Genomic DNA, 25531 nt, shown 5'->3' with positions numbered 1-25531 from the left:
TACAGGCCAGTGTGTTAGGGAAACGCTGTTCATTCAGCTTGCCGTCGTTTTTTGGCGGAAAATGTACCTGACCCCTTTTTGCTTTCAAATCTAATCCTCACGGAGCGATTGTCAGGGCCGACGGCGATAGTGGTTTTAGGGAAGGTCTGAAAAAGACTTCCTGAAAAGGTAAAATGCGTCAGCGCCATTTTCGAGACCACCGCATGAAACAGATGAGCTTTGCAGACGCCGAATACGCTGGTAAACGTAAGCAGACCCGCCGTGAGCGCTTTCTGCTGGAAATGGATCGAGTGGTTCCCTGGAAGCCATTGCTGGCGCTGATCGAGCCGCACTATCCCAAGGGCGAAGGTGGTCGACCTGCTTACCCGCTCGACGCGATGCTGCGAGTTCATCTGATGCAGAACTGGTTTGGGTACAGCGATCCAGCGATGGAAGAAGCGCTGTATGAAACCACCATCTTGCGACTCTTCGCGGGCCTTCAACTTGATCGCATTCCGGATGAAACCACTATTCTCAAATTCCGTCGGCTGCTGGAACGCTACGGCCTGTCCACGGCGTTGTTCGAAGTGGTCAATCGTTACCTGGGTGAGCACGGGCTAATGCTGCGCCACGGCACCGTGGTCGATGCAACCATCATTCATGCACCCAGTTCGACCAAGAACAAAGAAGGTAAGCGCGATCCCGAGATGCATCAGACCAAGAAGGGTAACCAGTATTATTTTGGCATGAAGGCCCACATTGGCGTTGATGCTGAGTCAGGGCTGGTTCACAGTCTCGTGGGGACGGCGGCCAATGCGGGCGATGTTACTCAGGTAGACAAGCTTCTGCATGGCGAAGAAACCCATGTATGCGGTGACGCCGGCTATACCGGCGTTCAGAAACGGGATGAACACAAAGGGCGCAAGCAGGTGGTCTGGTCGATTGCGATGCGCCCAGGCAAGCTCAAGACATTGAGCAAAACCAAGCTGATCGAGAAAGGCTTGCGCCGAATCGAGCGGGCCAAAGCCAGTACACGAGCCAAGGTCGAGCATCCGTTTCGAGTGATCAAATGCCAGTTCGGATTCACCAAGGTGCGCTACAAGGGCCTGGCGAAGAACACGGCCCAGTTGCATACCTTGTTCGCCCTGGCCAACCTATGGATGGCCCGAAAACAGCTGTTAAGTGCAGGATAAATCCGCCCGGAGTACTGGGTACAGCGGCCTGGATGGCCGAAAAGGGGCTGCAACGAGCTGAAAACGCGACTGAGGGCGATGAAATCGTTCCTGAAATGTTTTTTTTGTGAGCCGAGGTCATAATCGCCGCCCATATGGCCGGTATTTCAGACCTTCCTTAGGGCGCACATCGCCACTCTTATTGCTATAGGTAACTTCAAATTTCTTTAATGGACGCTGGCTTGGCATGCTTAACCTCAGTGGGGCATTTCTCATGTATTAACTGAGTAGAATGCCATAGGTAAGTTGATTCATTCCACATTGCCATGAACGCTATTGACATCGTTTGACTTCGTTCAATTTCTGTCCACTCCTAAGGCCTTCATCACCGCATCCACCGGGTCAGTGCGTAGATGTACCTGACCCTTTTTTCCTGAAGCGCGCCCGGGCTAAACACTCATCTGACCCCAATTAAACCTGCCCCAAAGGAGGGCTAAAGGTTTTGTCCTGACGTCCGATACCTTGAGTGTCGGCGGCGGTTGCTTTTGGGGCTGTCAAGGTGTCAGAAAAATTTTCCTGAAAAAGATTAAAGCTCCTGGCCACTACGCCGATAACGAGATTGAACGCGAACATTATGGGTGCCTGGGGATGACCGGCCCATGAGTCGCAAGCTCAGGCAAACATTGATTTTGGTCAACGGAGAACTACTTCATGGCTCTTACAGTAAACAGCAATATTGCTTCCCTGAACGCTCAGCGTAACCTGAGTGGTTCTACCAACGCACTGGCTACTTCGCTGGAGCGTCTGTCCACCGGTTCGCAGATCAATAGCGCGAAAGATGATGCGGCTGGCCTGCAGATTTCCAACCGTTTGACCAACCAGATCAATGGTCTGAACGTGGCGGTGAAGAACGCCAACGACGGCGTTTCCATCGCTCAGACTGCTGAAGGTGCGATGCAGGAATCGACCAACATCATGCAGCGTATGCGTGACCTGGCTCTGCAATCGGCCAACGGTTCCAACAGCGAAACCGAGCGTGCCGCTCTGCAACAGGAATTCTCCTCGCTGTCCGGTGAGCTGACCCGTATCTCCGAAACCACTGCCTTCGGTGGCAAGAAGCTGCTTGACGGCTCCATGGGTAATACCAGCTTCCAGATCGGCTCCAATGCCAACGAGACAGTGTCCTTTGGTCTGAGCAGTGTGAGTGCTTCTGCGCTGAAAGGCAGCTTCAGCTCGGCCAAGGTCAGCGGTGGGGAAAGCATGCTGAGTGCATCGGTTACAGGTGCAGCCAACAAATTCGCGCCGTCTACTGCGACGGGTGCTTCTATAGCAGTGTCGAGTGATGCGTCGATCGTGGGGACCCCACCTGCTACCCTGAGCGACACAACCGCAGGTGATCTGAATCTGAATGGCATCAATATAGCTCTGGCAGAAGGAGACGATGCAGAAGCGGTAGTTGGAAAAATTAACGAACGAGCCTCTACCACTGGTGTAAACGCTGAGCTTACTGACGATGGTAATATTCAGTTGAGTTCGGATTACAGCATTGCCGTCACTGCTAGCGTTACCAGTGAGGCGTTGGGATTGACAACTGGCAATACGCCTGCTGAGGACAGGTCAGCAGGCGCGTTTACACTGCCAAAAGTCAGCGGCACTCTTAGCCTGAATGTTGGTGGTACGGTAACCGATATTGAACTGGCGCCAACAGAAGGTGGAACCGGTCGCCTTGAAGGTGCCGGCGGTGTTCTTGAGCAGATCAATGCGCACACCACAAATACCGGCGTAACCGCGAGTGTGGATGCTGAGACCGGTGCTCTGAAGCTGCAAGGTACTTCAGCCTTTAATGTTACTGGTGCTGGCAATAACACTGGCTTGGTTGCCGATGCCACTGGAGCTGCCTCTCGGAGTAGTGTCACCGGCACCACAAACCTGCGTGACGCAATTCTTGACGTAGGTGCCGCAGGTGACCTCACCATTGGTGAAACCGGCATCACGCTAGACGCAGGCGATACGCTGACTGATGTAGTCGGGAAGATTAATGAGCACACCACTACTACTGGTGTGACAGCGTCGGTGAATGATCAGGGCGAACTCGCACTGGGTTCGAAGGTTGATTTCAACATTGTCGCCAGCGCTACCAGCAATGCTCTGGGGCTGACTGAGGGATCCACCCCTAGGCCGGTCGAAGCAGGTGCAGCCTCCAACGGCGGCGCAGCCAAAGATGGCAGCTTCAAGCTCAACGATGTCACCATCTCCTTCAATAAGGGTGATGATATTACGGCGGTGGTGAAGTCGATCAACGATCAGACTTCGGAAACCGGCGTGACGGCTAAAGACGAGAACGGGCGCGTGGTGCTGTCTTCCTCTGATGGTAAGGGCGAGAGCATCGAGCTGGCTGATGATGTTGCGGGCTCGCTGAGTACTATCGGTCTGACCTCTGGCACCACCTCAGCCAAGCTGCAGGAAGCCACCTCGATCAACCTGAACGGTACTGAAGTCAAGCTGGCTGCTAATAGCGATATGGAAGCGGTTGCTACTGCAATCAACACTGCCAGCACCGGCGTCAGCGCCAGTGTAAAGAGTGACGGTACGCTTGAGCTGTTCTCGGGCAATGAGTCCTTTACGGTCAAGGACGGTGCTGACGGTACCGGTCTGGCCGCGCTAGGATTGAAGACCACAGTTGAAGCGGCACCTGAAGGCAAGTTTGAGGGTGTGGAGGAAGAGGTCTCTGTCTCTAACCTCGACATCACCTCAGCCGAAGGCGCACAACAAGCCATCCAGGTCCTCGACGGTGCCATGCAGCAAATCGACAGCGAACGCGCCAAGCTGGGTGCGGTGCAGAACCGCTTCGACTCCACCATCAGCAACCTGCAGAACATTGCTGAGAACGCTTCTGCCGCCCGCGGTCGCATCATGGACACCGACTATGCTGCAGAGTCTGCCAACCTGGCCAAGAACCAGATCATGCAGCAGGCGGGTACTGCGATGCTGGCTCAGGCCAACCAACTGCCGCAAGCGGTCCTCAGCCTGCTGGGCTAAGGTAAGCTAGCAGTATGACTGGCGGGGGAAGGGGCGACTCTTCTCCCGCTTTGTCCTGTGTGGAGGAAAAACCATGGATATGGGATCGCTCAACAACAGGGCTGGGGTGGGGGCTGTTGCGCCTGCTGCCAGAACGAACGAGATAACAGCCGTGACTGTCGCCCAACCGGCGAGCGAGACGCGGGAGAATGACAGCATGACCGAACCGGACCGCGAGCAGGTGCTGGCGGCGGTGGAGGAGATGCAGGAATATGTGGATGTGGCTGCTAGGAATATCCAGTTTCAGCTGGATGATGAAAGTGGGCGCATGGTAGTGAAGGTGACGGAGGCGAGTACTGGCGATGTTATTCGGCAGATGCCTTCAGAGGAAGCGTTGCGGCTGGCGGAGAATCTGGCTGAGATGAACAGTGTTTTGTTTCGGGGAGAGGTTTGAGGGTTGGTTCCCCCTCTCCCCTGGCCCCTCTCCCGCGAGGGGAGAGGGGGGCGTATTGGCACGATCTGTGCTTTATTGCTTGAGGTTTTCATTTTTGCAAGCGAAGCGTCAATAAACGGTCGCAGAGGGTAGGGTTATGGCAATTACCGGTATCGGTTCAGGTATGGACGTCAACGGCATGGTCAAGGCGCTGGTGAACGCGGAAGCGGCACCGAAGACGGCGCAGCTTGATCGGCTGGAAAAAACCACTACCTCCAAGGTATCTGCGCTGGGGCAGTTCCGCAGTGCGTTGTCGACCTTTCAGACTGCCCTCGAAAAGCTCAATGATCCGGCGCTGTTTGAAAAGCGCAGTGCTACTTCCAGCGCAGCGGATATTGTCAGCATCACAGCGGACTCCAAGGCCGTTGCCGGCAATTACAACGTGCAGGTATTCAACCTGGCGCAGAGCAGCAAGGTGGCGCTGGCCGGTTTTGATAGTGCCAGTGACGCCATCGGCAGCGGTACTCTGACCATCAATGCAGGCGAGGAGTCGCTGAGTATCGACGTGTCCGACGCCAGCCTGACCGATATCCGCGATGCGATCAACGCAGCGGGCAAGGACAGCGGGCTGAGTGCGACCATCGTCAATGACCCGAACGGTGAGGGCGGGGCGCGGTTGGTGTTGAGTTCGAGTGAGGCGGGCACCGGTAATGACATCAGCGTGGCGGTATCGAATGCCACTGGTGAGCTGGACACGCTGGCGTTTGCGCCGCCATCGGGTACTGAGGCTGATTTTGAACCGATCACCCCGGATGATCCCCGGGCAGCACGGGTCATCAGCTATTCACGCGATGCCAATCTGGCGATTGATGGTATCAACCTGAGCAGTGCCAGCAATACCGTTGAAGACGCCATTGAAGGTGTGACGCTGACATTGAACAAGGCGCAGTCGGAAGAGGCCCAGGACAATGCCGAGACAATCAATCTGGGTGTGACCGAGGACAAGGCCGGCGTTCGTAAATCGATCAACGACTTTGTCGATGCTTATAACAAGATGCTGGGGAGCGTGAATACGCTGACCAGTGTGACAGAGGTGGGTGGCGACGATACCGAGCCACTGGCTGCCGCGCTGGTAGGCGACGCATCGGTACGTTCATTCATGAGCGCCATGCGAAGTGAGCTGGGTTCGCCGGCCAGTGGTCAGGGTATCCGCATTCTGGCTGACTTGGGTGTCAGTACACAGCGCGACGGCACCTTGGCGTTGGATAACACCAAAATGAACAAGGCGCTGGACAATAACTTCGAGCAGGTGAACGCCTTCTTTACCGGCGAGCAGGGGTTGATGGCGCGGCTGGAAAACAAGGTGAAGCCGTATACCGAAAGCGGTGGCGTATTGGACAACCGCACCAAGGCGCTGCAGAACACCATATCCAGCGTGGATGATCAGCGTGAGGCGCTGACGATGCGCTTGACCAAGCTGGAGTCGCGCCTGTTCGCACAATTCAACGCCATGGACTCGCTGGTATCGCAAATGAGCAGCACCAGCTCCTTCCTGACCGCCCAACTCGACAGCCTGCCTGGCGTCGTAAAACAGGATAAATAATGAAAAGCCCCATCGACACCTACAAACAAGTCAACCTGGCCCAGGAAGTCTCCCAGTACCGCGCGGTTCAGCTGCTGCTTAATGGTGCCATTGAGCGCATCAAGCTTGCGCGTCATGCCCAGGCGACCGGTAATCCGGAGCGTCGGGGTGTGGCGGTGAGCAGTACCATCAGCATTATCGGTGCGCTGCAGGCGTCGCTGGACAAGGAGCTGGGTGGGGAGATTGCCGAGAATCTGGATGGTTTGTATGACTACATGACCCGCAAGCTGGCAGGGGTGGCATTGGATGAGACGCCGCGGTCGTTGGATGAGGTGCAGGTGTTGCTGGAAGAGATTAAGGAAGGCTGGGATGCGATCGAGCCGAAGTAAGGCGTTTTGATCGCTCCACACGCTCTACGTCCCGATTCAGCAGTGGTATTGTGGGCGTCGAGGGCTAGGCCGTAAGGCGTAGCGCAGGCGCGCTACAGCCCGGAAGCCCGCTAGCTTCAAAATTCCCCCTCAAGTTTCCCACCCGCTGCCGATAACTGAAGTATCTGCAACAGATCTTCAGGAAACCTGTCATATGAATGCCTACGCAATGAAGCAGTACCAGACCGTCAACGTTAACGCTCAGGTGAGTGAGGCTGACCCGCATCGTTTGATCCAGATGCTGCTGGAAGGCGGGTTGCAGCGCATTGCGCAGGCCAAGGGTGCGATGGAGTACGGTAATATCGCGCTCAAGGGTGAGCTGATTGGCAAGGCGATGGGCATTATTGGTGGCCTGCGTGAGGCGGTGGATACCGAGAAGGGTGGCGAGATTGCGGCGAATCTGGATAATCTCTACGCTTTCATGCAGCAGCGGCTGAGTCAGGCTAACCTGAAGAATGACCCGAGCATGCTGGATGATGTCGCCAGACTGTTGCGTGAAATCAAAGAAGGCTGGGATGGCATTCGCCAGTCCTGAGCTCTGTAGGAGATTATCCATGGCCGTTGCCGTTGAACAATTGCAGGAGACCCACAAGGCGCTGATCACCGCTGTGCAGGCAGGTGACTGGCAGCAGGTGGGTGAGCTGGACCGGTTGTGCCGCGAGCTGGTGCAGCAGGCCATGGCGCAACCTGACCGTGACGAGGCACTGCTTGCCGAGTTGCTGGGTTCGCTGTCAGAAACCTACCGTGAGGTTATCGGTCTGTGCCAGGCGGTGCAGGGCAAGCTGGCTGAGGAGCTGCAGGGTGTGCAGCGTAGCAAACAGGGCGCCAAGGTTTATCAGATGTTTACTTGACGGTGGGATCAAGATGAGCTTTTCTGGCACCATGACATCAAAAAGTAACATTAGTTCCTGCTGCTAATAAGTTATCCGACCGATAACGCCAGAAAGTGCGCCAAGTATTTGACTGGTGCGTCTAATCGCTCTACCTTGTGTCCTGTACCCGCAATTATGGCGCTGTGCCAGCGCTATTGCTTTGTGCGTGTAAACCAAAAGGACTCTCTGCCTCTCATGCAGCTCAATAGCCATATTCTCCTGATTGACGATTGTTCTCAAAGCCGCCACAACCTCAACCTGATTCTCGAATTTCTCGGAGAAGACACGCTGTTTACTACGTCTTCCGCGTGGCAGCAGGACGTGGACGCGCATCTGCCTTCTGCCGCGGCGGTAAAATGTGTGGTGTTGGGCCAGTGTCAGCATCCGGTTGGCGCAGATGGGCTGCTGGAGCAGATCGATAAATGGGATGCGCACCTGCCGGTAGTCATGCTGGGCCGGGAACAGACGGCCAGCTGGCCCGAGCATCTGCGCCAGCGCCTGCTGAGCGTGATCGAGCCGCCGCTGAGTTATAACCAGTTGCTGGATACCCTGCACCGGGCGCAGGTCTATCGTGAAGTGTTTGCCGAGGGTCACCAACGCAAACGCAAACGCCAGCGCGAGCCGAATCTGTTCCGCAGTCTGGTGGGCACCAGTCGCCCGATCCAGTTGGTGCGACAGATGATGAAGCAGGTGGCCGATACCGAGGCTACTGTACTGATTCTGGGTGACTCGGGTACCGGCAAGGAAGTGGTGGCGCGCAATCTGCATTACCATTCGCAACGCAAGGACGCGCCTTTTGTGCCCGTCAATTGCGGGGCGATTCCGGCCGAGCTGCTGGAGAGCGAGCTGTTCGGCCACGAGAAGGGCGCATTCACCGGAGCGATCAACAGCCGGGCGGGGCGCTTTGAGCTGGCCAGCGGCGGCACGCTGTTTCTCGATGAAATCGGCGACATGCCGATGAGCATGCAGGTGAAACTGCTGCGCGTGCTGCAGGAGCGCACCTTCGAGCGGGTCGGCAGTAACAAGCCACAACAGGCAGACGTTCGCGTCATTGCCGCCACGCACAAGAACCTGGAGCAGATGATCCTCGATGGCACCTTCCGCGAGGATCTGTACTACCGCCTGCACGTCTTCCCGATCGAGATGCCGCCCCTGCGCGAGCGCATCGAAGACCTGCCGTTGCTGCTCAACGAGCTGATCACCCGGCTGGAAAACGAGAAGCGCGGCTCGATCCGCTTCAGCAGTGCGGCGATCATGTCCCTGTGTCAGCACCCCTGGCCAGGCAACGTGCGCGAGTTGGCCAACCTGGTCGAGCGCATGGCGATCATGCATCCCCATGGGGTGATCGGTGTTGGCGAGTTGCCGCGCAAGTTCCGTTATGTCGAGGATGACCAGGAAGATCTGCGCCAACTGCGTGATAACGGTAATGGCAATGAGGGCGATGAAAACCCCTGGAATCCCGGCATGCCCGGGTTCAACGATCTGGCCGGACTGCCGCCCGAGGGGTTGGATCTCAAGGAATATCTGGGTGGCCTGGAACAAACCCTGATCCAGCAGGCGCTGAACGAGGCTAATTATGTGGTGGCGCGTGCGGCGGAGCGGCTACGGATTCGTCGGACTACCCTGGTGGAGAAGATGCGCAAATATGGCATTCAGCGCGATATCGATGGCGGAGCTGGGCGGGAACTGTCAGAAGACTGACGTCGCCTGGTTTGGTTTATCGTTAAGATTTTGATTTTTAAGTAATTTCTGGTTATGGCATAAGCCTTGCTTTCATCCCCTGCAGTAGTGTGTATATCAGGGGAGCCCCGATGGCTGTTACCGCTAGGAACCTGTCGCAGAACGCGCAGGACAGGGAAAAACTGGAGCAGGCCCATGACCTGTTCAGTCGGATGTCCGACCAGCTGCGTGAATCCCACGGGCTGCTCGAACAACAGGTCGAGCAGTTGCAGGCGCAGTTGGCTGAGGTCAATGCCCAGCGCACCCGCGAGCTGGCGGAAAAGGCCTGCCTGGCCGGCCGTCTGCAGAACCTGCTGGATCTGCTGCCCGGTGGCGTGATCGTGCTGGATGGGCGCGGTGTGGTGCGCGAGGCCAATCCGGCCGCCCGCGAACTGCTCGGTGAACCCCTCGAAGGCCAGCTCTGGCGCGAACTGATCCGTGACCGTTTTGCTCCCCGTGATGACGATTACCATGAAGTCTCTCTGCGCAGTGGCCGTCGCGTTTCGTTGGCGACCCGTTCCCTGCGTGACGAGCCGGGCCAGATCATTCTGCTGACCGACCTGACCGAAACCCGCCAGTTGCAAACTCAGGTGGCGCGCAATGAGCGGCTGTCTGCGCTTGGGCGCATGGTCGCTTCGCTGGCTCATCAGATCCGTACACCACTGTCGACCGCCTTGCTGTATGCCAGCCATCTGCACCAGCCGGACCTGTCGGTGACGCACCGGCAGCGCTTCAGCCAGCGGCTAAAGGACCGTCTGCAGACCATTGAGCAGCAGGTGCGTGACATGCTGCTGTTTGCCAAGGGCGATCTGCCGCTGACGGATCGGTTATCCGCACATGAATTCTTTGCCGACCTGCAACAGCAGGCCGAAACGCTGATCGGCGAGTCCGGGGCAGATTGTCGCTGGGTGGATCGCTGTCCGCCCGGCGTGCAGTTGCATTGCAACCGGGAAACCCTGATCGGCGCGGCACTCAACCTGATCGATAATGCCATTCAGGCGGGTACGCCGGCGGCCCGGCTGAAGGTCTGCCAGCGCCTGCAGGAAGGGCGGTTGAGCCTGAGCGTGGTGGATGTCGGACGCGGCATGACGCCGGCTGAATTGGCCAGGATCGGTGAACCTTTCTATACCACCCGTGCCCAGGGCACCGGGCTGGGTGTGTCTGTGGTGAAGTCGGTTGCCCATGCCCATGGTGGCGCGTTTCTGTTGCGCAGCCGGGCAGGGCAGGGCACCTGGGCTGAACTGGTCTTGCCGGTTCAGTCCTTGGTGATCGCTGGAGGAGCTTTGGTATGACAGGCCCACGCATTCTATTGGTGGAAGACGACAAGGCGCTGCGTGAGGCGCTGGCCGATACCCTGTTGTTGGGCGGTTACGACTATCTGGAAGCGGCGGATGGTGAGCAGGCGCTGGCGGTGCTGCAGCGGCACAACGTGGCTATGGTCATCAGTGATGTGAACATGCCGGGCATGGACGGGCATGCGCTGCTGCGCGTATTGCGCGAGCGTCACCCGCAATTGCCGGTGCTGCTGATGACCGCCTATGGCACGGTGCAGAATGCCGTGGAAGCCATGCGTGAGGGTGCGGTGGACTATCTGGTCAAGCCTTTCGAGCCGTCTGCATTGTTAGATCTGGTTGCCCTGCATGCCCAGGGCCGGTTGCGGGGTGGGGCGGATAATGGGCCGGTGGCGGTTGATCCATCCAGTCAGCAGTTGTTGCAGTTGGCGCAGCGGGTGGCGGCCAGTGATTCGACCGTGTTGATTTCCGGTGAATCCGGCACGGGCAAGGAGGTGCTGGCGCGCTACATTCACCAGCAGTCACCCCGTGCCAGTCAGCCGTATATCGCCATCAACTGCGCGGCGATTCCGGAGAACATGCTCGAGGCGACATTGTTTGGGCATGAGAAGGGCGCTTTTACCGGTGCGGTTGCTGCGGCGCCGGGCAAGTTTGAGCAGGCCAATGGCGGTACGCTGCTGCTGGATGAAATCTCGGAAATGCCGCTGGCGTTGCAGGCCAAGCTGTTGCGGGTGATTCAGGAGCGTGAGGTTGAGCGGGTGGGGGGGCGCAAGCTGATCCAGCTGGATATCCGCATTATCGCTACCACCAACCGGGACATGCCTGGCGAAGTGGCTGCCGGGCGTTTCCGTGAGGATCTGTATTATCGCCTGGGTGTGTTCCCGCTGCAGTGGCAGCCGTTGCGCGAGCGTCCGGCGGATATTCTGCCGATTGCCGAGCGGCTGTTGGCCAAGCATATCGGCAAGATGAACCAGAGCCCGGTGCGCTTTGCTGCAGATGCCTGCCAGGCACTGCAGCAACATGCCTGGCCGGGCAACGTGCGTGAACTGGACAACGCCGTGCAGCGGGCACTGATACTGCAGCAGGGTGGGGTGATTCGGGCGTTGGATCTGTGTCTGGCGACTGCGCCTGGCACGGCGATCATGCCGAATGATGCCTGGGTGCCGCCTGTTACTGCGCCTGCGGTGGCCAGTCAGCCGGCTGTGGCATCGCCTATACCTGCGGTCGGCAGTGGCCTGGGGCATGATGTGAAACAGCGCGAGTATCAGCTGATCATTGATACCCTGCGCAGCGAACGCGGCCGCCGCAAGGAAACCGCCGAACGACTTGGTATCAGCCCACGGACGCTGCGTTACAAGCTGGCGCAGATGCGGGATGCGGGGTTGGATGTGGAAGGGAAGTTATTTGCAGGGTGAGGACGGGGCCGGTGTCGGTTTAAATTGGCACTTGTGCGTTCAAGGCCTGTCCAAACGCATGGACCCATTACATGTGGAGAATTCCATGCGACTTACTTATCTGAGCATTCCCCTGTTTGCTTTGGTGTTGGCAGGCTGTGGCGACGACGATCCTGACACGACTTTACCTATGGACAACGAGGTGCCAGCGGAAGAAGCCTACGGTACGCCGGCTGACCCTGCCGACCTCCCGATGAATGACACCCCTGCGCCCACCAATGAGCCGATGATGCCGGAGGACGATAATCTGCGCGACGAGCTGGACAGGGATCCCGGGTTGGGTACCGAGCCGGGTGGGTTGCCTAATGAGCAGGTTGACCCGGGTGTTGACAGTGATACAACGACAGAGCCCAGAGGTGATGGGCTCTGAGGTGTCGCCGCGCGCGCCTTGTTTCAGTCAGGGACGACTCAGCTGACCATCGCCAGGCGTACATCCTCGGCGTCAGGCGCCAATAGAAACCGCTCCGTGGCTTCACGCACATCTTCCCAGGCGGTCTGATGTTCGCTTTCCAGAAAGTGCCCGGCATTGCGGATGGTCACATATTCCGAGCGGCGCGCCAGATCAGCAAAATACAGCGCGTCCGTCGGGGTGGTGTACTCATCCAGCTCGCCATTGAGAAACAGCAGCGGCACATCTATGTTGCCCACGCACTGCATATAGCGGTCGGGATCCAGGTTCAGAACCTGACGGATGTGGTGAAGCATCTGGGCGTATTCGTGCACTTCCAGTGTGGATATATGTCGGAAATTGCAGCGCTTGAACAGCGGTGGTAGATGCTTGCCGATGGTGTCATTGACCAAGGTGGCGATTTTGTGTCGATCACAGGCTGCCAGGTATTCCTGGCCGGTTATCAGATAATCCATCATTGACCGGTTCAGCACCGGTGAGAACGAGCTGATGACCGCCCGTTTGATGCGTGCCGGTCGTTGCGCCAGCGCCAGCAGCGTCGATACCGCACCCCAAGAGAACGACATCACCTGATCGGCACGGAAATGCTCGATCAGATCGAGCAGAATCAGCGCTTCATCTTCCTTGCCGAGCATGCGCAGGGATTTATTGTGTGGGCGCGACATGCCGCAATAGGGCTGGTCGAACAGCACCACATTGAACAGCGGCTGCAAAAAGCGCAGGGCCTGGTGGAAGGAGGCGCTGGTCGCCAGTGAGCCGTTGACCAGGATGATGGTGCTGTCGCTACGCGGGTTGGGGTAGAAGCGCGTTTGCACCTTCAGGTCGCCATGCACCTGCACCACCGCCTTTTCTGCATACATGTCCCACACCTCGTAAAGATGAACGTCACTGGGGTGTAGTTAACCTCACTGAGGTTACAGGTCGGTTTCACCTGTGCTTCGGGAATGTTATTTCTGAAGGGGGCCGAAAGGCGCGTTATGGCATAAGTTGATATGAATCATGCCAATCCTGGGCAGGATGGCGTAGTCTGGTCATACTGTAGTTAAGTGCAGGTTTCCGAATCAAGATGAAGAGGGAAAGCTTATGCAAATTCAGGTTCATGGCGACAATCACGTTGAAGGCAGTGCTCAACTGGCGGAGTGGGTGAGTGCCAGTATCAGCAGCAAGCTGGAGCGCTTTGATGATGTGGTGACCCGGGTCGTCGTGCATATCGCCGACGAGAATGGCGACAAGGCTGGCCCCCACGACAAGCGTTGCCAGATAGAAGCGCGGCCCAAGGGTCAGCAGCCCGTCTCCGTCACGCATAAGGCGGAATCGGTTCACCTGGCGGTCGATGGGGCCATCGAAAAGCTCAACACCTCGCTGACCACCCTATACGGTAAATTACGCGCCAAACGCGTTTCTCCACAGCTGGCTCCCGAGCCAGTGGACCCAGCGGATCAGGATGCTTTGCTGGAAGAGGATTTTCTTGCTGACGAGCAATCGCGCAGCGCCGGCGAGTAATTCGCCACCGGGCAGCAGGGGTTCGCTTGCTGCCCGCATTTCTTTTTTGGACTGGTTGGGCTCTGTTCACACATTTGAACAACGGTAGTGATTGCCAGAAGCAAAAAACCTGTCTAGAATGCGCTCCACTTCGAGAGCATATGGGTGATTAGCTCAGCTGGGAGAGCATCTGCCTTACAAGCAGAGGGTCGGCGGTTCGATCCCGTCATCACCCACCACTCGAGGTAACGCGCAGTGGTAGTTCAGTTGGTTAGAATACCGGCCTGTCACGCCGGGGGTCGCGGGTTCGAGTCCCGTCCACTGCGCCATATTCAAAACCCTCGCATCGCAAGATGCGAGGGTTTTTTCGTTGTGCGCTCCTGCTAGACTCGGGGACTGATCTGTCGCCGGGAGCTGGAATGAATCTGTCATTGTTCAATCGCTACACCTTCTTCGCTGTGTGTGTCCTGTTCACCCTTGTCAGTCTGCCGTTTCTGTTCGTGGAGGGCTGGCTGTGGCCGTTTACCCTGCTCACCGGTGCGCTCAGCCTGCTCGGGGTGTTTGATCTGCTACAGCACAAGCATGCCGTGCGGCGCAATTATCCGATTCTCGGCAACGTTCGTTATCTGGTGGAAAGCATCCGCCCGGAAATCCGCCAATATCTGATCGAGAGTGATAACGAGCAGCTGCCGTTTTCCCGGGCGCAGCGTTCGCTGGTGTATGCCCGCGCCAAGAATCAGACAGCGGATACGCCCTTCGGCACCCTGAAGGATGTCAATCAGGTCGGTTATGAATTCATCAGCCATTCCATGTTGCCGGTGGTGCACGGCAATCCGGATGAGTTTCGCGTAGCGATCGGTGGGCCGCAGTGTCTGCAGCCATATTCGGCATCGGTATTCAATATCTCCGCCATGAGCTTCGGCTCGCTCAGCGCCAATGCCATCGAGGCGCTGAACAAAGGCGCGCGGTTGGGCAACTTTGCGCATGACACTGGGGAGGGCAGCATCAGCCCCTATCACCTTGAGCACGGCGGGGATTTGATCTGGGAGTTGGGCAGCGGCTATTTCGGTTGTCGGGATGAGAATGGCGCCTTTGATCCGGAGCGTTTTGCGACTCAAGCGCGCCGACCTCAGGTGAAGATGATCGAGATCAAGCTGAGCCAGGGCGCCAAGCCCGGGCATGGTGGGATTCTGCCCAAGCACAAGATCAGTGCGGAAATTGCCGCTACCCGGGGCATTCCGCAGGGCCAGGACTGTATTTCGCCGGCGCGGCACACGACCTTTTCCACACCGGTGGAGCTGCTGCAGTTCATTCAGCGCCTGCGGGATCTGGCTGAAGGCAAGCCGGTCGGGTTCAAGCTGTGCCTGGGGCACCCGTGGGAGTTCATGGCCATCGCCAAGGCCATGCTGGACACCGGCATAGTGCCGGACTTCATCGTGGTCGACGGCAAGGAGGGCGGGACCGGAGCGGCGCCGCTGGAGTTCACCAACCATATTGGTGCGCCGCTGCGCGAGGGAGTGATGTTCGTGCACAACACGCTGGTGGGCGTCGGGTTGCGCGATCAGATCCGTATCGGCGCCAGTGGCAAGATCATCAGCGCATTCGATGTTGCTTCGGTGTTGGCGATAGGAGCTGACTGGGTAAACTCTGCTCGGGGCTTCATGTTTGCCATCGGCTGCATCCAATCACGCAGCTGCCACACAAATACCTGTCCGACCGGTGTTGCCACCCAAGACCCGCTGCGCCAGCGTGCGCTGGTGGTCCCGGACAAGGCGCAGCGGGTGTATCACTTCCATCGCAACACCATGATTGCGTTATCCGAGATGCTGGCGGCGGCGGGCTTGTCTCACCCAGCCCAGTTGGAGCCGCGCTTTCTGGTGCACAGGTTGTCCGCTACCGAGATCAAACTGTATTCCCAGATGCATGTCTACCTCAAGCCGGGCGCGCTGCTCAGCGGGGAAGTAGAGGGGGAGTTCTATCAGCGGATGTGGTCGATGGCGCGGGCGGACAGTTTCGAGGCGGCTGCACCGGCGGCGGCCAGCTGAGAGACAAAAAAAGGCCCGGAATAGTCCGGGCCCCGAATCATCGAAGGAGCATTCGATGTCAGTCTTCTGGGGTGGCCTCGACCAGCGCCTGGGCCTGCTTCAGGTGATCCTTGAGTTTCGGCAGGGTCTCCTTGGCGAAGGCGGCTACTTCGGCATCATCCGAGCGTGCGGCTTTTTCGAATAGCTCAATGGTCTGTTCATGCGCGGCAACCTGATTGTTGGCGTAGGCCGCATCGAATGACTCACCCTCACGGGCCTCCAGGATCATGGTCTTGGCCTTGTCCATCAGGGTTGCTTCATCGGAGATTTCCAGATTCTTGGATGCAGCGAGTTCGGCCATCTTCTCATTGGCCGCCGCATGATCCTTGATCATCCTCTCGGCGAATTTCTTGACTTCAGCTGATTGAGACTCTTCCAGGGCTTTCTGGCCGGTTTCAATTTCCGCTACACCCTTGGCCGAGGCTTCCTCGAGGAAATCCTCTGCATCAATGGTGTCGTTATCAGTATTCATACCCGCCATACCACCATCGACCTCATCGTGGCTGCGAATGGCGCCGGTGGTATCAGCGCTGCCGCCATCACCAGTGGTGGCTGGTGTACCGGTCGGGCCGGAAGTCTGGGTGGATCGGTCTATCCCATGTGTCGGTTCGTTGCTGGTCGTCTGGGCGACTGCGGTTCCGCAACCCAGAGCCACTGACATCACGGCGCAGGCCAGGAGCTTCAAGTGTGTCGGTTTTGCGTTATGCATATCTCACCTCTACTTTCGGGTATGTATTTGAATAGAGAAAAAACCGGCCACCAAGGTTCAACCTAAATCATCACGACAAGTGACCAATCCGGTCGCCAATGATCATCTCGCTGATCCAATTGTTCAGGATGGTGGTGTAGGCCTGCTGGCATCGCTCGCTGGACAAGCCATGGTCGGCACCGTCGATGATGCGATGGGTCATCGAGTGTGCTTTTCGGAAGGACGAGCGGTAATTCATGATGGTGTCGTGCGGTACATGTTCATCATGTTCGGACTCGACGATCAGCACATCGCCCTCGAAGGTGGCGCACGCGCCAAGTGCACGATTGTCCAGCGGGCCGAGGATGCTTTGTCGATATTGCATCAGCTGCTGACGGTCCAGCTGTTGCTTGGGTAGATTCCATTGCTCATCCCAATACAGCGCCGGTACCCGCATCGCCAGCCAGCGTACCGGCCGCAAGGTGGTGAGAATGGTTGCCAGGTAGCCGCCATAGCTGGTGCCGATGACAGCTATGCGGTCTGGGTCTGTGGAAGGGTGTTCAGCGAGGCGATCGTAGGCGACGAGAATGTCTTCCAGGTTGTGTCCTCGGGTCACAGTCTGCTTCTGCAGCAGGGTTTTCTCGTGACCGCGCAGGTCGAAGGTCAGGCACACGCAGCCGAGGCCGGCAATGCCCTTGGCGCGCATCATGTCGCGGGTCTGGCTGCCACCCCAGCCATGCACGAAGAGAATGCCGGGCATCTGATGGTGGGGGGCGAGCAGGGTGCCGGCAATCTGCTCATTCTCCACGGTGAGCTCTATGGTTTCGCTGGTTGCTGCCATGGGCTGATCCTCACTCCGATGGTGATGGGGCCGGTCGACGGGGCATCACCCAGATACAGCACCGACACCCCTTGCGGAATGATCGGTGTATCGCCGTAGGCCTCCCAGCTGGAAGCCTGCAGCCGCTGCAATGTCGGGTCGGCGGCGAAGGCTTCCAGGGCATGGATTTCCGCACTGCTGGCACCGCCGATGCGCCAGGATTGCTCCAGCACACCACTGCGCTGCTGCCCGGTCGGGTCGATTCCCACGGCTACATCGCAATTGCGTCGTGAGGCGATGAAGCCGGGAAAGGCGGCTTCGGCGGCCTGCTCATAGAGGGCCGCCTGCCTGATGGCTGCGCGCGCCAGTGGCTCGTTCATCTGTTGCAACAGTGCAGCGTAATCACCGCGCACCAACCACAGGTCCGAACCGCCATACACTGCTTCGCCGTCATTGGCTCTGGTCAGATTCTGGGTTCCGAAGTAGCTGGCTGTGATGCCGGCAATGCGCACCTGGCCAACGCTGTAGGTTTTGACCGACAGCAGGTTCTGCTCCAGTACCACACCGTCCTTTCGAACCAGGGAGGCATTCTGCTGGCCGAGCCAGGCTTCCAGTTCGGCCACTGATTGAATGACCCGCTGCCCGCGTCCGGCCCGGCCGAGCACTTCCTTGGCGCGCAGCGGCCCCTGTTGAAGCAGGATCTGTCCGGCGCGCAGGGCATCGTCCACATCAAACGCGCTGAAGCCACGCAGCACAACATCTCCCGCCACCTCCATGAAACGCTCGGTCCAGCCCGTAGGCGCGGTGGCGTTATCGCTGACCAGAGGGTGGGAAATGGCCTTGGTCGCCATGAACGGCTGGGCTACCAGACCGCCGAACAGGTCATTGTCGGTACTGATGGTCGGTTGCGGCGCGACCAGGGTGGTATAGGGAATAACGTACAGCCCCGGCGGAATTACCTGGCCAGCGTCGCGCAGCTCGGCAAACTCGATACCGAGCAGGGCGGCAATCCTGGTCCCCAGATGCTTATGCACATGCTGTTCATGTGCTGATGTCGGCTCCCCTGTGGCGAGCAGCGCCACGGCGGATTTGCCTGACGAGGTGAAGGTATCCAATGAGCGCTCCCCCGGATATCGATGTGCTCTGTATCGCACGCATTACTTGGGCTGATTGGCGGGGGGCGTCACGCGCTGTGCCCGCACGTTACGCAATCGCTGCTTGGTCGGACTATAGCCCCGCGCTCCCCGGTAGACTGCCGCCGCTCCCAGCGCGAGATTGATAAAGCGCATCGGCCCCGGTCGGGCGAGGCCTTTGCCGATCAACAGCAACCCGCCACCAATCGACACCCACTTCTCGGTGCTGCTCACATTCTTCGCCGCCGGTTTTCTGGTCAGCTCACGTAGTATTCGATACATGTGTTTCTCCTTCAGTTGGCCTTGCGCAGCGCGTTGACCAGCTCCTGCTTGCGCATGGTGGAACGGCCATGGATGTTCTTGGATCTTGCCTTGGCCATCAGTTGGTCCTTGGTCTGGTCCTGCAAGGAAGCAGAACGGGACCCGGCCTTGCGCGTGGCGGCAGCCTGTTTGGCTGAATCACTGCGCGACGCCTCCTTGCTGCTGGCGGATTTTTTCTGGCCGGAACCACCCGTACGGTTACCGCCGCCGGATTGCTTGTTGACGGTAGCCCAGGCGCGGGACTCGGCTTCCTTCTTCGAGACACCTTTGCGCTCGTAGCTTTTTTCGATGTGCTCGGCCTTGCGTTCCTGTTTGTCGGTGTACTTGTCTTTATCACCTTGTGGCATGTCGATTCTCCCGTTCGTTTGGGTTACGGCGTCAGGATCACCTTGTCGTCCTTAGTCACGGCGGTGATCATCTTCGAGAATGGTCGGATCCGGCACGCTATGGACACGGACGTCATGACAGCCATGGTAGGTGAGTGCGCGCATGCGGGTTCTCCAGGCGGTAGTGATCAGGGTTGATAGTTGTGGCCGGGCTCCGAATCAGGATGCAGGACGGGTGTGATGCGGATATCGGTAATCTGCTCCGATGAACTCCCGTCATGGCGCGCCTCGACGTGCGCCCTGGCCTGCTCGGGCGTCATATGCTCGGCACTGCCTTGCACTTCGATATTCATGGGTTGGTTGTCGAGAATGTAGCTGATGAGAAACCGGTGCTTCTGGCTCATTTGGATTGTTCTCCCGTTCAGGTTCGCCCCGAGTCTCGGCGTGCCTCTATGAGTGACCCATATGAAAATACAGACCCCCGGCTACGGGGAGATGGTTCATTGTTTTTTCCGGCGAGCGGCTACCTGAACTTTTGCGTTGGCTACCGGGTCATCCGTAGACAATAGCCGGGAGTAGCAAGGTTATGGCACGGGCAATCTGGAAAGGCGCAATCAGTTTTGGTCTGGTACATATTCCGGTATCGCTGGTCTCCGCCACCAGTTCCAGCGGGATCGATTTCGACTGGCTCGACGAAAGGACCATGGATCCGGTCGGATACAAGCGGATCAACAAGGCGACCGGCAAGGAAGTGGCGTCCGAACACATCGTCAAGGGTGTGGAGTTCGAGAAAGGCCGTTACGTCATCATCAGCGAGGACGAGATCAAGGCAGCACTTCCCGAGGCCACGCGCACCATTGATATCTTTTCCTTTATCGACAGCGCAGCCATCCCGCTACTGAATATCTACAAGCCCTACTTCCTGAGTCCTGATCGCCGGGGTGAGAAGGTGTATGCCTTGCTGCGCGAAACCCTGATCAGCACCGGCAAGGTGGCGCTGGCCAATGTGGTGGTGCGAACCAAGCAGAATCTGGCGGCGCTGATGCCGTTGGAATCGGCGTTGGTACTGATCATGCTGCGCTGGCCATCCGAAGTGCGTGGGGTTTCGCATCTCGACCTGAAAGCTGATGTAACGGAGGCCAAACTCAGCAAGAAGGAGCTGGATATGGCCAAGCGGCTGGTGGAAGACATGGACGCCGAATGGGAGCCGGACGAATACCGTAATACCTTCGAGGACGACATCATGGCGCTGGTTGAAGAAAAGGCCAATGCCGGCGAGATTCAGGCGGTCGAGGCCGAGGACACGGACGAGGAGCGGCAGACGGCCGATGTGGTGGACCTGACCGAGCTGCTGAAGCGCAGCCTGGGCGGTAGCAAGACTGCCAAAGGCGGCAAGAGCCGCTCGCGCAAGTCCGATGATGCAGACTCTGCCCCGGCCCGCAAAAAGAAATCCGGCTGAGCGCCGGATAACCACCGCGTGGAGAATCGGCAATGCCCAGACCTCTCACCGAATACAACCGCAAACGCGATTTCCAGAAGACACGCGAGCCGCAGGGCCAGACCGCGCAAGGCGAGCGTGCGGATGCCGGTTCGCTGAGCTTTGTCATCCAGAAGCATGCCGCACGGCGCCTGCATTACGATTTCCGCCTGGAGCTGGATGGCACCCTGGTGAGCTGGGCCGTGCCCAAGGGGCCGAGCCTGGACCCGAAGGACAAGCGACTGGCAGTGCATGTGGAAGACCACCCACTGAGCTATGGCAGTTTCGAGGGCAGCATTCCCAAGGGGCAATACGGCGGTGGCGATGTCATCGTCTGGGATCAGGGTATCTGGCAACCCGAGGGCGACCCCAGCAAGGCCTACCGCGACGGCAAAATGAAATTCACCCTGATCGGTGAAAAATTGACCGGGAACTGGACACTGGTACGCACCCGGCTGCCTGGCAGTGGAGACAAGGAACAGTGGCTGCTGATCAAGGAAAAGGACCATGCCGCCCGGGATGCCGATGAATTCGATGTGCTGCGCGAACGCCCCGAAAGTGTGATATCCGGTTCGGTAATCGATGAGAAAACCGGGCGCACCATGGCTGTTGATCAGCCGGCCGAACCCAAGGCGACCAAGGCCGCAGCCAAGTCTGCTGCGAAAGCGAAAAAAAACAAAGCCAGCGCCAAGGCTGGCAGTGAAAGATTCCCCGAGATGCTCGGCCCACAATTGGCCACTCTGGCAAGCCAGCCGCCGGCAGGCGATTGGCGCTACGAGATCAAGTTCGATGGCTACCGCCTGATGGTGCGCATTGATGCCAAGGGCAAGGTAAACATCTTTACTCGCAACGGCCACGACTGGAGTCACAAGCTGCCCGAGCAATGCCGGGAACTGGCCGCGCTGAAACTGAAAAACAGCTGGCTGGATGGTGAACTGGTGGTTCTCAATGAGGACGGCATGCCGGACTTTCAGGCGTTGCAGAACGCCTTTGATACCGAGCGCAGCCAGCGGATGCTGCTCTACCTGTTTGACGCGCCCTTTCTGAAAGGTGAAGACCTGCGTCGGCAGCCGCTGGAAGCACGACGCGCCGCTTTGGAACAGATGCTCTCCGGGCAGACAGGTGAGCTGCTGCGGTTTTCCCATACCTTCGAAGCGGATTATGTCTCGATCTTCAAGAGCGCCTGCGATATGTCTCTGGAAGGGATTATTGGCAAACGGGCCGGCAGTCTCTATGTGTCGCGGCGCAGTGCTGACTGGATCAAGCTCAAGTGCAAGCAACGCCAGGAATTCGTGATCATCGGGTTTACCGCACCTAAGGGCAGCCGTACCGGCTTCGGCTCCTTGTTGCTGGGTGTGAATGCCAAAGATGACGATAGGCTGGTCTACGCTGGTCGAGTCGGTACCGGCTTCAACCAGGCGCGCATCAGCGCCATTCATAAACAGCTCAAGGCAATCCGGCAGGACCGGCAGCCAGTCAAGGGAACCGTTCCCGACGCGCGCACCGTCACCTGGGTCAAGCCGCAACTGGTATGCGAAGTGGAATTTGCCGAATGGACCGGCGCGAACATCATCCGCCAGCCGGTATTCATCTCCCTGCGCACTGACAAGCCGGCCCGGGAAGTCGTGCGCGAAGAGCCCGTCGCGCCTGAGCAGGTGGAGAAGGTCATGGGAAGCAAACGCGTATCCGGCAAGGTGGCCGGCGTCAGGATAAGCAATGCGCAGCGGGTGATTGATCAGCTGAGCGGCGCCACCAAGGGCGATCTTGCGGCTTTCTACGAGAGCATTGCTGATTGGGCCGTACCGCACCTGGCTGGTCGGCCGGTATCGCTATTGCGTGCGCCGGAAGGGGTGGAGGGCGAGCAGTTCTTCCAGAAGCATGCGGAACGCCTGGCCATACCGAATATCCGCCATCTCGACCCGGCGCTGGATCCCGAACATGGCAGCTACATGGAGGTGAATAATGTCCGCGCGCTGATCGGGGCGGTGCAGATGGGCACCATCGAATTTCATACCTGGGGATCAAGCAGCAATAATATCGACAAGCCCGATCGCATCACTCTGGATCTGGACCCGGGTGAGGGTCTGCCCTGGAGAAGCATGATCGAAGCCACCGAGTTGGTGCTCGCTGTGCTGGATGAGCTGGGTTTGGAAAGCTGGTTGAAAACCAGTGGCGGCAAGGGCATGCATATCGTCATTCCGCTTGCCCGGCATGCTGATTGGGATACGGCCAAGGCATTCAGCAAAGCAATCTCCAGCTTTGTCACCCGGCAGCTGCCGGATCGCTTCACCGACAAGATGGGGCCGCGTAACCGGGTCGGTAAGATATTCATTGATTACCTGCGTAACCAGCATGGCGCCAGTACCGTGGCGGCCTATTCGGTCAGGGCACGTCCGGGGCTTGCGGTATCGGTACCCATCGCAAGGGACGAACTGCAGGAACTGCGCAGCGCGGCGCAATGGCATATCGGTAATCTGCACGAGCGCCTTGAACAATTGGCGGAGGATCCCTGGTCTGGATATCGCAATCGTCAACGTATCAAGCAGAGCTACTGGGAGCAGTTGAACGCAAAAGCCCCCTGAAGTCAGAGGGCTTGAAGGTGCGTTGTTTGGCGAGGGCTCAGTTCATTGAGGCTTTCATCGCCAGGCGGCGTCTTTCCCACAAACTGGCAGCGCGAGTCTTGTACAGCTGGCCATTGTTGTAGGTGGGGAGAGTGGAGACGTCGATAGTGCCTATGACTTCACGGGTAGGCGCCTGACCCTTGGCCAGCATCAGATCCAGCCGCACCCGGCGAATGACGTGATCAGCATTCTTCATATCACTGGGCAGAACACGTCTGAGTTCCTTTCCATCTGCCGACTTTACTATCAGAACAAGGCTTCCGTCAGGTCGTTCATCTGCGGAGATATCGCAATCCGGTAATGCCGCACGCCATACGGGCAAATTGGTAAGCATTGTATCCTCCAGGATGATGAGTGGTTGAGTAAATTTAGACGAGGCGACTGATATTACAAATTGAGAGGACGCTTATCCGATGGAAGGAGTGCGGAGACCCTGGATGTTACCGCTTGATACGGTTTATCAGAATGTCCCTGGGTATGCCTCATTAGCCACTAATATGATGTTGCAGTGATCTCGGCATATGCCAGGCGAGACGTTAGACATAAACTTTCCATATCTAACTTCGGCGAATGATGAATGTCTGAACTTCGATGCATGAAGTAACTCAGGCGTTTCTGGCACGCTCGGCGAACCCCGATACTGAAGCGAAGCGGTAGTTTGAAGGGTGGTTATATCTGGTAATGACATGATGATTATTGGATATAAGAAAGATATGAACGACTTGGTGTCCGTCCTGCCTATTCATAGTGAGCGCCCGCGTGGGGCTCACTTCTAACTTCGAAATGAAACGAAACGGGAAAACTGACATGACTGAACATCGTGGTGGTAAAGGTAACTTCGCCGAAGATCCACAGCGTGCGTCGGAGACCGGTCAGAAAGGCGGCGAGAGAAGTCGGCGCAGTTGATGTGAACAGCGGCGGGAGTTGATTCTTCCGCCGCTTTTTTGTCCTGCACCAGAATCTCTTGATAAGCATTCTTCGGTTGTTGAAGAGTGTTTGCCCAGAGTTTCTTCACAGCATTACTCTCCCGCGACAGGAGGCATTATGCACGGTCTTTCCGGAATTCTTGATAATCAGGGCACCCCACTCGAGAAGCAACAGTTTACCTGGAAGGAAATGGCCAGCCGGCCGATGAGTAAGCTGGATGACGATGCCTTCACTCGGGTACGAATCATTCTGATGAACGGCGTGGAGCTTGACGCATTGCGGGTAAAGCATCTGCTCGCCCGCTTCGACAAGCGCCTCCAGTTGCCGCTGGCGCAAATCCGCCGCGTCGAGCAACACCAGGCTACCGTGGTCAACTGGCTGCTGTCTGCGGACCACTCGCCGCTGGAAACGACCATCGCCTATGAGCAGGTGGCTATTGAAGTGACAGCCGCCGTGGCCCAGTCCGAGCCCGATCCCTATCAGGCCCAGACCTACCGGTTCGGCCTGCTGGAAGATTTCGATCACCTGTATCGCTATGCGGCGATGCTTGATCGGCTGGAAGGCAAGGATGCCAACAACATCCTGCAGGGTTATACCGACCTGGTACCCGGGCGAAAGACCTCCGAACACCACCGGGCGCCGGAAAGCGACCTGCGCGACAACTACGACAAGAACAACGCTGAGCTGATCACCAAGATCCATGCAGCCTTGATTACCGGCGCTGAATATCAGACCCACGACTATTACATGAACATCGGCCCTACCTTCACTGATCCGGTGGCGCGCATGCTGTATGCGGAAATCGCATCGGTGGAGGAGCAGCATGTCACCCAGTACGAATCGCTCATGGATCCTTCCGAAAGCGTGATGGAAAAATGGCTGGTGCATGAGGCGATGGAGGTCTATGCCTATTCCAGCTGCGCCGAGCAGGAGGAGAACCCACGGATCAAGGCGCTGTGGGAACGCTTTCTGGATTACGAGCTGGGGCAGTTGAACCTGGCCTGCGATATCTTCAAGCAGATCGAACGGCGCGACCCGGCGGAGGTGCTCGGTGGCCCGCTCCCTACCATGATTCAGTTCAAGAGTCAGCGTGACTTTGTGCGTAAGGTGCTCGCTGAAGAGACCGACTTGCGCACCTCCGGCACCGTCTATGTGCCGAAGGAGCAGGAGAGCCCGCTGTCGCTCGAATATCGCGGGCACATCAATTCCCAGGGTATTGCTTCGGACATCGTATCTGCAGGTTACAACTGGACGCCGGGTACTGAATTGAACCGTAAAACTCCGTGAGGACATA

The 25531-nt window shown here is 57.9% G+C and carries 25 protein-coding genes, 2 tRNA genes and 1 pseudogene; 19 read left to right on the top strand and 9 right to left on the bottom strand.

What is annotated here, in order from left to right:
• Window positions 1–203 precede the first annotated feature (203 nt).
• Entirely contained in the window at window positions 204–1172 is a 969-nt protein-coding gene (locus BLU11_RS11080) for an IS5 family transposase (protein ID WP_090276301.1), read from the top strand.
• A 450-nt stretch (window positions 1173–1622) separates the two neighbouring features.
• Here the strand turns inward: BLU11_RS11080 and BLU11_RS19280 are convergent, their stop codons facing one another.
• Window positions 1623–1784 carry a hypothetical protein gene (locus BLU11_RS19280; RefSeq protein WP_157718661.1) on the bottom strand — a complete coding sequence of 54 codons (162 nt, stop codon included), beginning with the start codon at window positions 1782–1784 and terminating at the stop codon, window positions 1623–1625.
• Window positions 1785–1862: 78 nt separating this feature from the next.
• Between BLU11_RS19280 and BLU11_RS11075 the strand changes: the two genes are divergently transcribed.
• The 10 genes from BLU11_RS11075 to BLU11_RS11030 all read left to right on the top strand — a co-directional run bounded on the left by BLU11_RS11075 (window position 1863) and on the right by BLU11_RS11030 (window position 12319).
• Window positions 1863–4190, top strand: coding sequence for a flagellin N-terminal helical domain-containing protein (locus BLU11_RS11075; RefSeq protein ID WP_090273399.1), 2328 nt, complete (start codon window positions 1863–1865; stop codon window positions 4188–4190).
• 73 nt (window positions 4191–4263) lie between these two features.
• Window positions 4264–4623 carry a flagellar protein FlaG gene (locus tag BLU11_RS11070; protein WP_090273398.1) on the top strand — a complete coding sequence of 120 codons (360 nt, stop codon included), beginning with the start codon at window positions 4264–4266 and terminating at the stop codon, window positions 4621–4623.
• A 136-nt stretch (window positions 4624–4759) separates the two neighbouring features.
• A complete protein-coding gene (gene fliD, locus BLU11_RS11065; protein WP_090273397.1) occupies window positions 4760–6205 on the top strand; it encodes a flagellar filament capping protein FliD in 1446 nt (481 codons plus the stop codon).
• On the top strand, window positions 6205–6573 hold the full coding sequence (gene fliS, locus BLU11_RS11060) for a flagellar export chaperone FliS (RefSeq protein WP_090273396.1): 369 nt from the start codon (window positions 6205–6207) through the stop codon (window positions 6571–6573). The genes fliD and fliS (BLU11_RS11060) overlap by 1 nt, the downstream gene beginning before the upstream one ends.
• A gap of 193 nt (window positions 6574–6766) precedes the next feature.
• On the top strand, window positions 6767–7147 hold the full coding sequence (gene fliS, locus BLU11_RS11055) for a flagellar export chaperone FliS (RefSeq protein ID WP_090273395.1): 381 nt from the start codon (window positions 6767–6769) through the stop codon (window positions 7145–7147).
• A gap of 19 nt (window positions 7148–7166) precedes the next feature.
• Window positions 7167–7463 (top strand): flagellar protein FliT, encoded by a 297-nt coding sequence (locus tag BLU11_RS11050; protein ID WP_157718660.1) that lies wholly within the window; start codon window positions 7167–7169, stop codon window positions 7461–7463.
• 216 nt (window positions 7464–7679) lie between these two features.
• Complete coding sequence (locus BLU11_RS11045) at window positions 7680–9185, top strand: sigma-54 dependent transcriptional regulator (protein ID WP_090273393.1); 1506 nt, start codon at window positions 7680–7682, stop codon at window positions 9183–9185.
• A 110-nt stretch (window positions 9186–9295) separates the two neighbouring features.
• Window positions 9296–10495, top strand: a complete 1200-nt coding sequence (locus BLU11_RS11040; RefSeq protein ID WP_090273392.1) for a sensor histidine kinase — start codon at window positions 9296–9298, stop codon at window positions 10493–10495.
• The gene (locus tag BLU11_RS11035) at window positions 10492–11910 is read left to right on the top strand and encodes a sigma-54-dependent transcriptional regulator (RefSeq protein WP_090273391.1); all 1419 of its coding nucleotides are present in this window, start codon (window positions 10492–10494) and stop codon (window positions 11908–11910) included. The genes BLU11_RS11040 and BLU11_RS11035 overlap by 4 nt, the downstream gene beginning before the upstream one ends.
• An 85-nt stretch (window positions 11911–11995) precedes the next feature.
• Window positions 11996–12319, top strand: coding sequence for a hypothetical protein (locus tag BLU11_RS11030; RefSeq protein ID WP_090273390.1), 324 nt, complete (start codon window positions 11996–11998; stop codon window positions 12317–12319).
• A gap of 38 nt (window positions 12320–12357) precedes the next feature.
• Here BLU11_RS11030 and BLU11_RS11025 read toward each other — a convergent pair whose 3' ends face one another.
• Entirely contained in the window at window positions 12358–13218 is an 861-nt protein-coding gene (locus BLU11_RS11025; protein WP_090273389.1) for an alpha/beta fold hydrolase, read from the bottom strand.
• 223 nt (window positions 13219–13441) lie between these two features.
• On the opposite strand from BLU11_RS11025, the gene BLU11_RS11020 reads away from it, so the two are divergent.
• The 4 genes from BLU11_RS11020 to BLU11_RS11005 all read left to right on the top strand — a co-directional run bounded on the left by BLU11_RS11020 (window position 13442) and on the right by BLU11_RS11005 (window position 15885).
• On the top strand, window positions 13442–13861 hold the full coding sequence (locus BLU11_RS11020) for an HPF/RaiA family ribosome-associated protein (RefSeq protein WP_090273388.1): 420 nt from the start codon (window positions 13442–13444) through the stop codon (window positions 13859–13861).
• Between the two features lie 142 nt (window positions 13862–14003).
• Window positions 14004–14079: transfer RNA gene (locus BLU11_RS11015), tRNA-Val, on the top strand.
• A 13-nt stretch (window positions 14080–14092) separates the two neighbouring features.
• A tRNA-Asp gene (locus BLU11_RS11010) sits at window positions 14093–14169 on the top strand.
• 90 nt (window positions 14170–14259) lie between these two features.
• The gene (locus BLU11_RS11005; RefSeq protein ID WP_090273387.1) at window positions 14260–15885 is read left to right on the top strand and encodes an FMN-binding glutamate synthase family protein; all 1626 of its coding nucleotides are present in this window, start codon (window positions 14260–14262) and stop codon (window positions 15883–15885) included.
• A 58-nt stretch (window positions 15886–15943) separates the two neighbouring features.
• Here the strand turns inward: BLU11_RS11005 and BLU11_RS11000 are convergent, their stop codons facing one another.
• The 6 genes from BLU11_RS11000 to BLU11_RS10970 all read right to left on the bottom strand — a co-directional run bounded on the left by BLU11_RS11000 (window position 15944) and on the right by BLU11_RS10970 (window position 19616).
• Entirely contained in the window at window positions 15944–16633 is a 690-nt protein-coding gene (locus tag BLU11_RS11000; protein ID WP_231702192.1) for a DUF4142 domain-containing protein, read from the bottom strand.
• Window positions 16634–16703: 70 nt separating this feature from the next.
• The gene (locus BLU11_RS10995) at window positions 16704–17453 is read right to left on the bottom strand and encodes an alpha/beta hydrolase family protein (RefSeq protein WP_090273386.1); all 750 of its coding nucleotides are present in this window, start codon (window positions 17451–17453) and stop codon (window positions 16704–16706) included.
• The gene (locus BLU11_RS10990; RefSeq protein ID WP_090273385.1) at window positions 17429–18547 is read right to left on the bottom strand and encodes a DUF3182 family protein; all 1119 of its coding nucleotides are present in this window, start codon (window positions 18545–18547) and stop codon (window positions 17429–17431) included. The genes BLU11_RS10995 and BLU11_RS10990 overlap by 25 nt, the downstream gene beginning before the upstream one ends.
• 42 nt (window positions 18548–18589) lie before the next feature.
• On the bottom strand, window positions 18590–18847 hold the full coding sequence (locus tag BLU11_RS10985; RefSeq protein ID WP_090273384.1) for a DUF2892 domain-containing protein: 258 nt from the start codon (window positions 18845–18847) through the stop codon (window positions 18590–18592).
• 11 nt (window positions 18848–18858) lie between these two features.
• Window positions 18859–19233, bottom strand: coding sequence for a Rho termination factor N-terminal domain-containing protein (locus BLU11_RS10980; RefSeq protein ID WP_090273383.1), 375 nt, complete (start codon window positions 19231–19233; stop codon window positions 18859–18861).
• Between the two features lie 167 nt (window positions 19234–19400).
• The gene (locus tag BLU11_RS10970; RefSeq protein ID WP_090273381.1) at window positions 19401–19616 is read right to left on the bottom strand and encodes a hypothetical protein; all 216 of its coding nucleotides are present in this window, start codon (window positions 19614–19616) and stop codon (window positions 19401–19403) included.
• A gap of 182 nt (window positions 19617–19798) precedes the next feature.
• On the opposite strand from BLU11_RS10970, the gene ku reads away from it, so the two are divergent.
• Together ku and ligD are read left to right on the top strand one after the other, a co-directional pair.
• On the top strand, window positions 19799–20671 hold the full coding sequence (ku, locus tag BLU11_RS10965) for a non-homologous end joining protein Ku (protein WP_090273380.1): 873 nt from the start codon (window positions 19799–19801) through the stop codon (window positions 20669–20671).
• A gap of 32 nt (window positions 20672–20703) precedes the next feature.
• Window positions 20704–23271, top strand: coding sequence for a DNA ligase D (gene ligD / locus BLU11_RS10960; RefSeq protein ID WP_090273379.1), 2568 nt, complete (start codon window positions 20704–20706; stop codon window positions 23269–23271).
• Between the two features lie 37 nt (window positions 23272–23308).
• On the opposite strand, the gene BLU11_RS10955 is transcribed toward ligD, so the two are convergent.
• Window positions 23309–23644: a DUF3509 domain-containing protein gene (locus tag BLU11_RS10955; protein ID WP_090273378.1), complete on the bottom strand. Its 336-nt coding sequence runs from the start codon at window positions 23642–23644 to the stop codon at window positions 23309–23311.
• 473 nt (window positions 23645–24117) lie between these two features.
• Between BLU11_RS10955 and BLU11_RS10950 the strand changes: the two are divergent.
• Both BLU11_RS10950 and BLU11_RS10945 read left to right on the top strand, forming a co-directional pair.
• Window positions 24118–24204, top strand: a pseudogene (locus BLU11_RS10950) (KGG domain-containing protein); the annotation flags it as partial.
• Between the two features lie 150 nt (window positions 24205–24354).
• Window positions 24355–25524, top strand: a complete 1170-nt coding sequence (locus BLU11_RS10945) for a hypothetical protein (protein WP_090273376.1) — start codon at window positions 24355–24357, stop codon at window positions 25522–25524.
• The last annotated feature ends 7 nt before the right edge of the window (window positions 25525–25531 follow it).

This window comes from Halopseudomonas litoralis (assembly GCF_900105005.1).
In the GTDB taxonomy this organism is placed as follows: domain Bacteria; phylum Pseudomonadota; class Gammaproteobacteria; order Pseudomonadales; family Pseudomonadaceae; genus Halopseudomonas; species Halopseudomonas litoralis.
This window is presented reverse-complemented; position numbering and strand designations above follow the sequence as displayed.

Coding starts and splice junctions, on each gene's coding strand:
- BLU11_RS11080 (WP_090276301.1), top strand. CDS start 204: ATGAAACAGATGAGCTTTGCAGACGCCGAATACGCTGGTAAACGTAAG.
- BLU11_RS19280 (WP_157718661.1), bottom strand. CDS start 1,784: ATGTTCGCGTTCAATCTCGTTATCGGCGTAGTGGCCAGGAGCTTTAAT.
- BLU11_RS11075 (WP_090273399.1), top strand. CDS start 1,863: ATGGCTCTTACAGTAAACAGCAATATTGCTTCCCTGAACGCTCAGCGT.
- BLU11_RS11070 (WP_090273398.1), top strand. CDS start 4,264: ATGGATATGGGATCGCTCAACAACAGGGCTGGGGTGGGGGCTGTTGCG.
- fliD (WP_090273397.1), top strand. CDS start 4,760: ATGGCAATTACCGGTATCGGTTCAGGTATGGACGTCAACGGCATGGTC.
- fliS (WP_090273396.1), top strand. CDS start 6,205: ATGAAAAGCCCCATCGACACCTACAAACAAGTCAACCTGGCCCAGGAA.
- fliS (WP_090273395.1), top strand. CDS start 6,767: ATGAATGCCTACGCAATGAAGCAGTACCAGACCGTCAACGTTAACGCT.
- BLU11_RS11050 (WP_157718660.1), top strand. CDS start 7,167: ATGGCCGTTGCCGTTGAACAATTGCAGGAGACCCACAAGGCGCTGATC.
- BLU11_RS11045 (WP_090273393.1), top strand. CDS start 7,680: ATGCAGCTCAATAGCCATATTCTCCTGATTGACGATTGTTCTCAAAGC.
- BLU11_RS11040 (WP_090273392.1), top strand. CDS start 9,296: ATGGCTGTTACCGCTAGGAACCTGTCGCAGAACGCGCAGGACAGGGAA.
- BLU11_RS11035 (WP_090273391.1), top strand. CDS start 10,492: ATGACAGGCCCACGCATTCTATTGGTGGAAGACGACAAGGCGCTGCGT.
- BLU11_RS11030 (WP_090273390.1), top strand. CDS start 11,996: ATGCGACTTACTTATCTGAGCATTCCCCTGTTTGCTTTGGTGTTGGCA.
- BLU11_RS11025 (WP_090273389.1), bottom strand. CDS start 13,218: ATGTATGCAGAAAAGGCGGTGGTGCAGGTGCATGGCGACCTGAAGGTG.
- BLU11_RS11020 (WP_090273388.1), top strand. CDS start 13,442: ATGCAAATTCAGGTTCATGGCGACAATCACGTTGAAGGCAGTGCTCAA.
- BLU11_RS11005 (WP_090273387.1), top strand. CDS start 14,260: ATGAATCTGTCATTGTTCAATCGCTACACCTTCTTCGCTGTGTGTGTC.
- BLU11_RS11000 (WP_231702192.1), bottom strand. CDS start 16,633: ATGCATAACGCAAAACCGACACACTTGAAGCTCCTGGCCTGCGCCGTG.
- BLU11_RS10995 (WP_090273386.1), bottom strand. CDS start 17,453: ATGGCAGCAACCAGCGAAACCATAGAGCTCACCGTGGAGAATGAGCAG.
- BLU11_RS10985 (WP_090273384.1), bottom strand. CDS start 18,847: ATGTATCGAATACTACGTGAGCTGACCAGAAAACCGGCGGCGAAGAAT.
- BLU11_RS10980 (WP_090273383.1), bottom strand. CDS start 19,233: ATGCCACAAGGTGATAAAGACAAGTACACCGACAAACAGGAACGCAAG.
- BLU11_RS10970 (WP_090273381.1), bottom strand. CDS start 19,616: ATGAGCCAGAAGCACCGGTTTCTCATCAGCTACATTCTCGACAACCAA.
- ku (WP_090273380.1), top strand. CDS start 19,799: ATGGCACGGGCAATCTGGAAAGGCGCAATCAGTTTTGGTCTGGTACAT.
- ligD (WP_090273379.1), top strand. CDS start 20,704: ATGCCCAGACCTCTCACCGAATACAACCGCAAACGCGATTTCCAGAAG.
- BLU11_RS10955 (WP_090273378.1), bottom strand. CDS start 23,644: ATGCTTACCAATTTGCCCGTATGGCGTGCGGCATTACCGGATTGCGAT.
- BLU11_RS10945 (WP_090273376.1), top strand. CDS start 24,355: ATGCACGGTCTTTCCGGAATTCTTGATAATCAGGGCACCCCACTCGAG.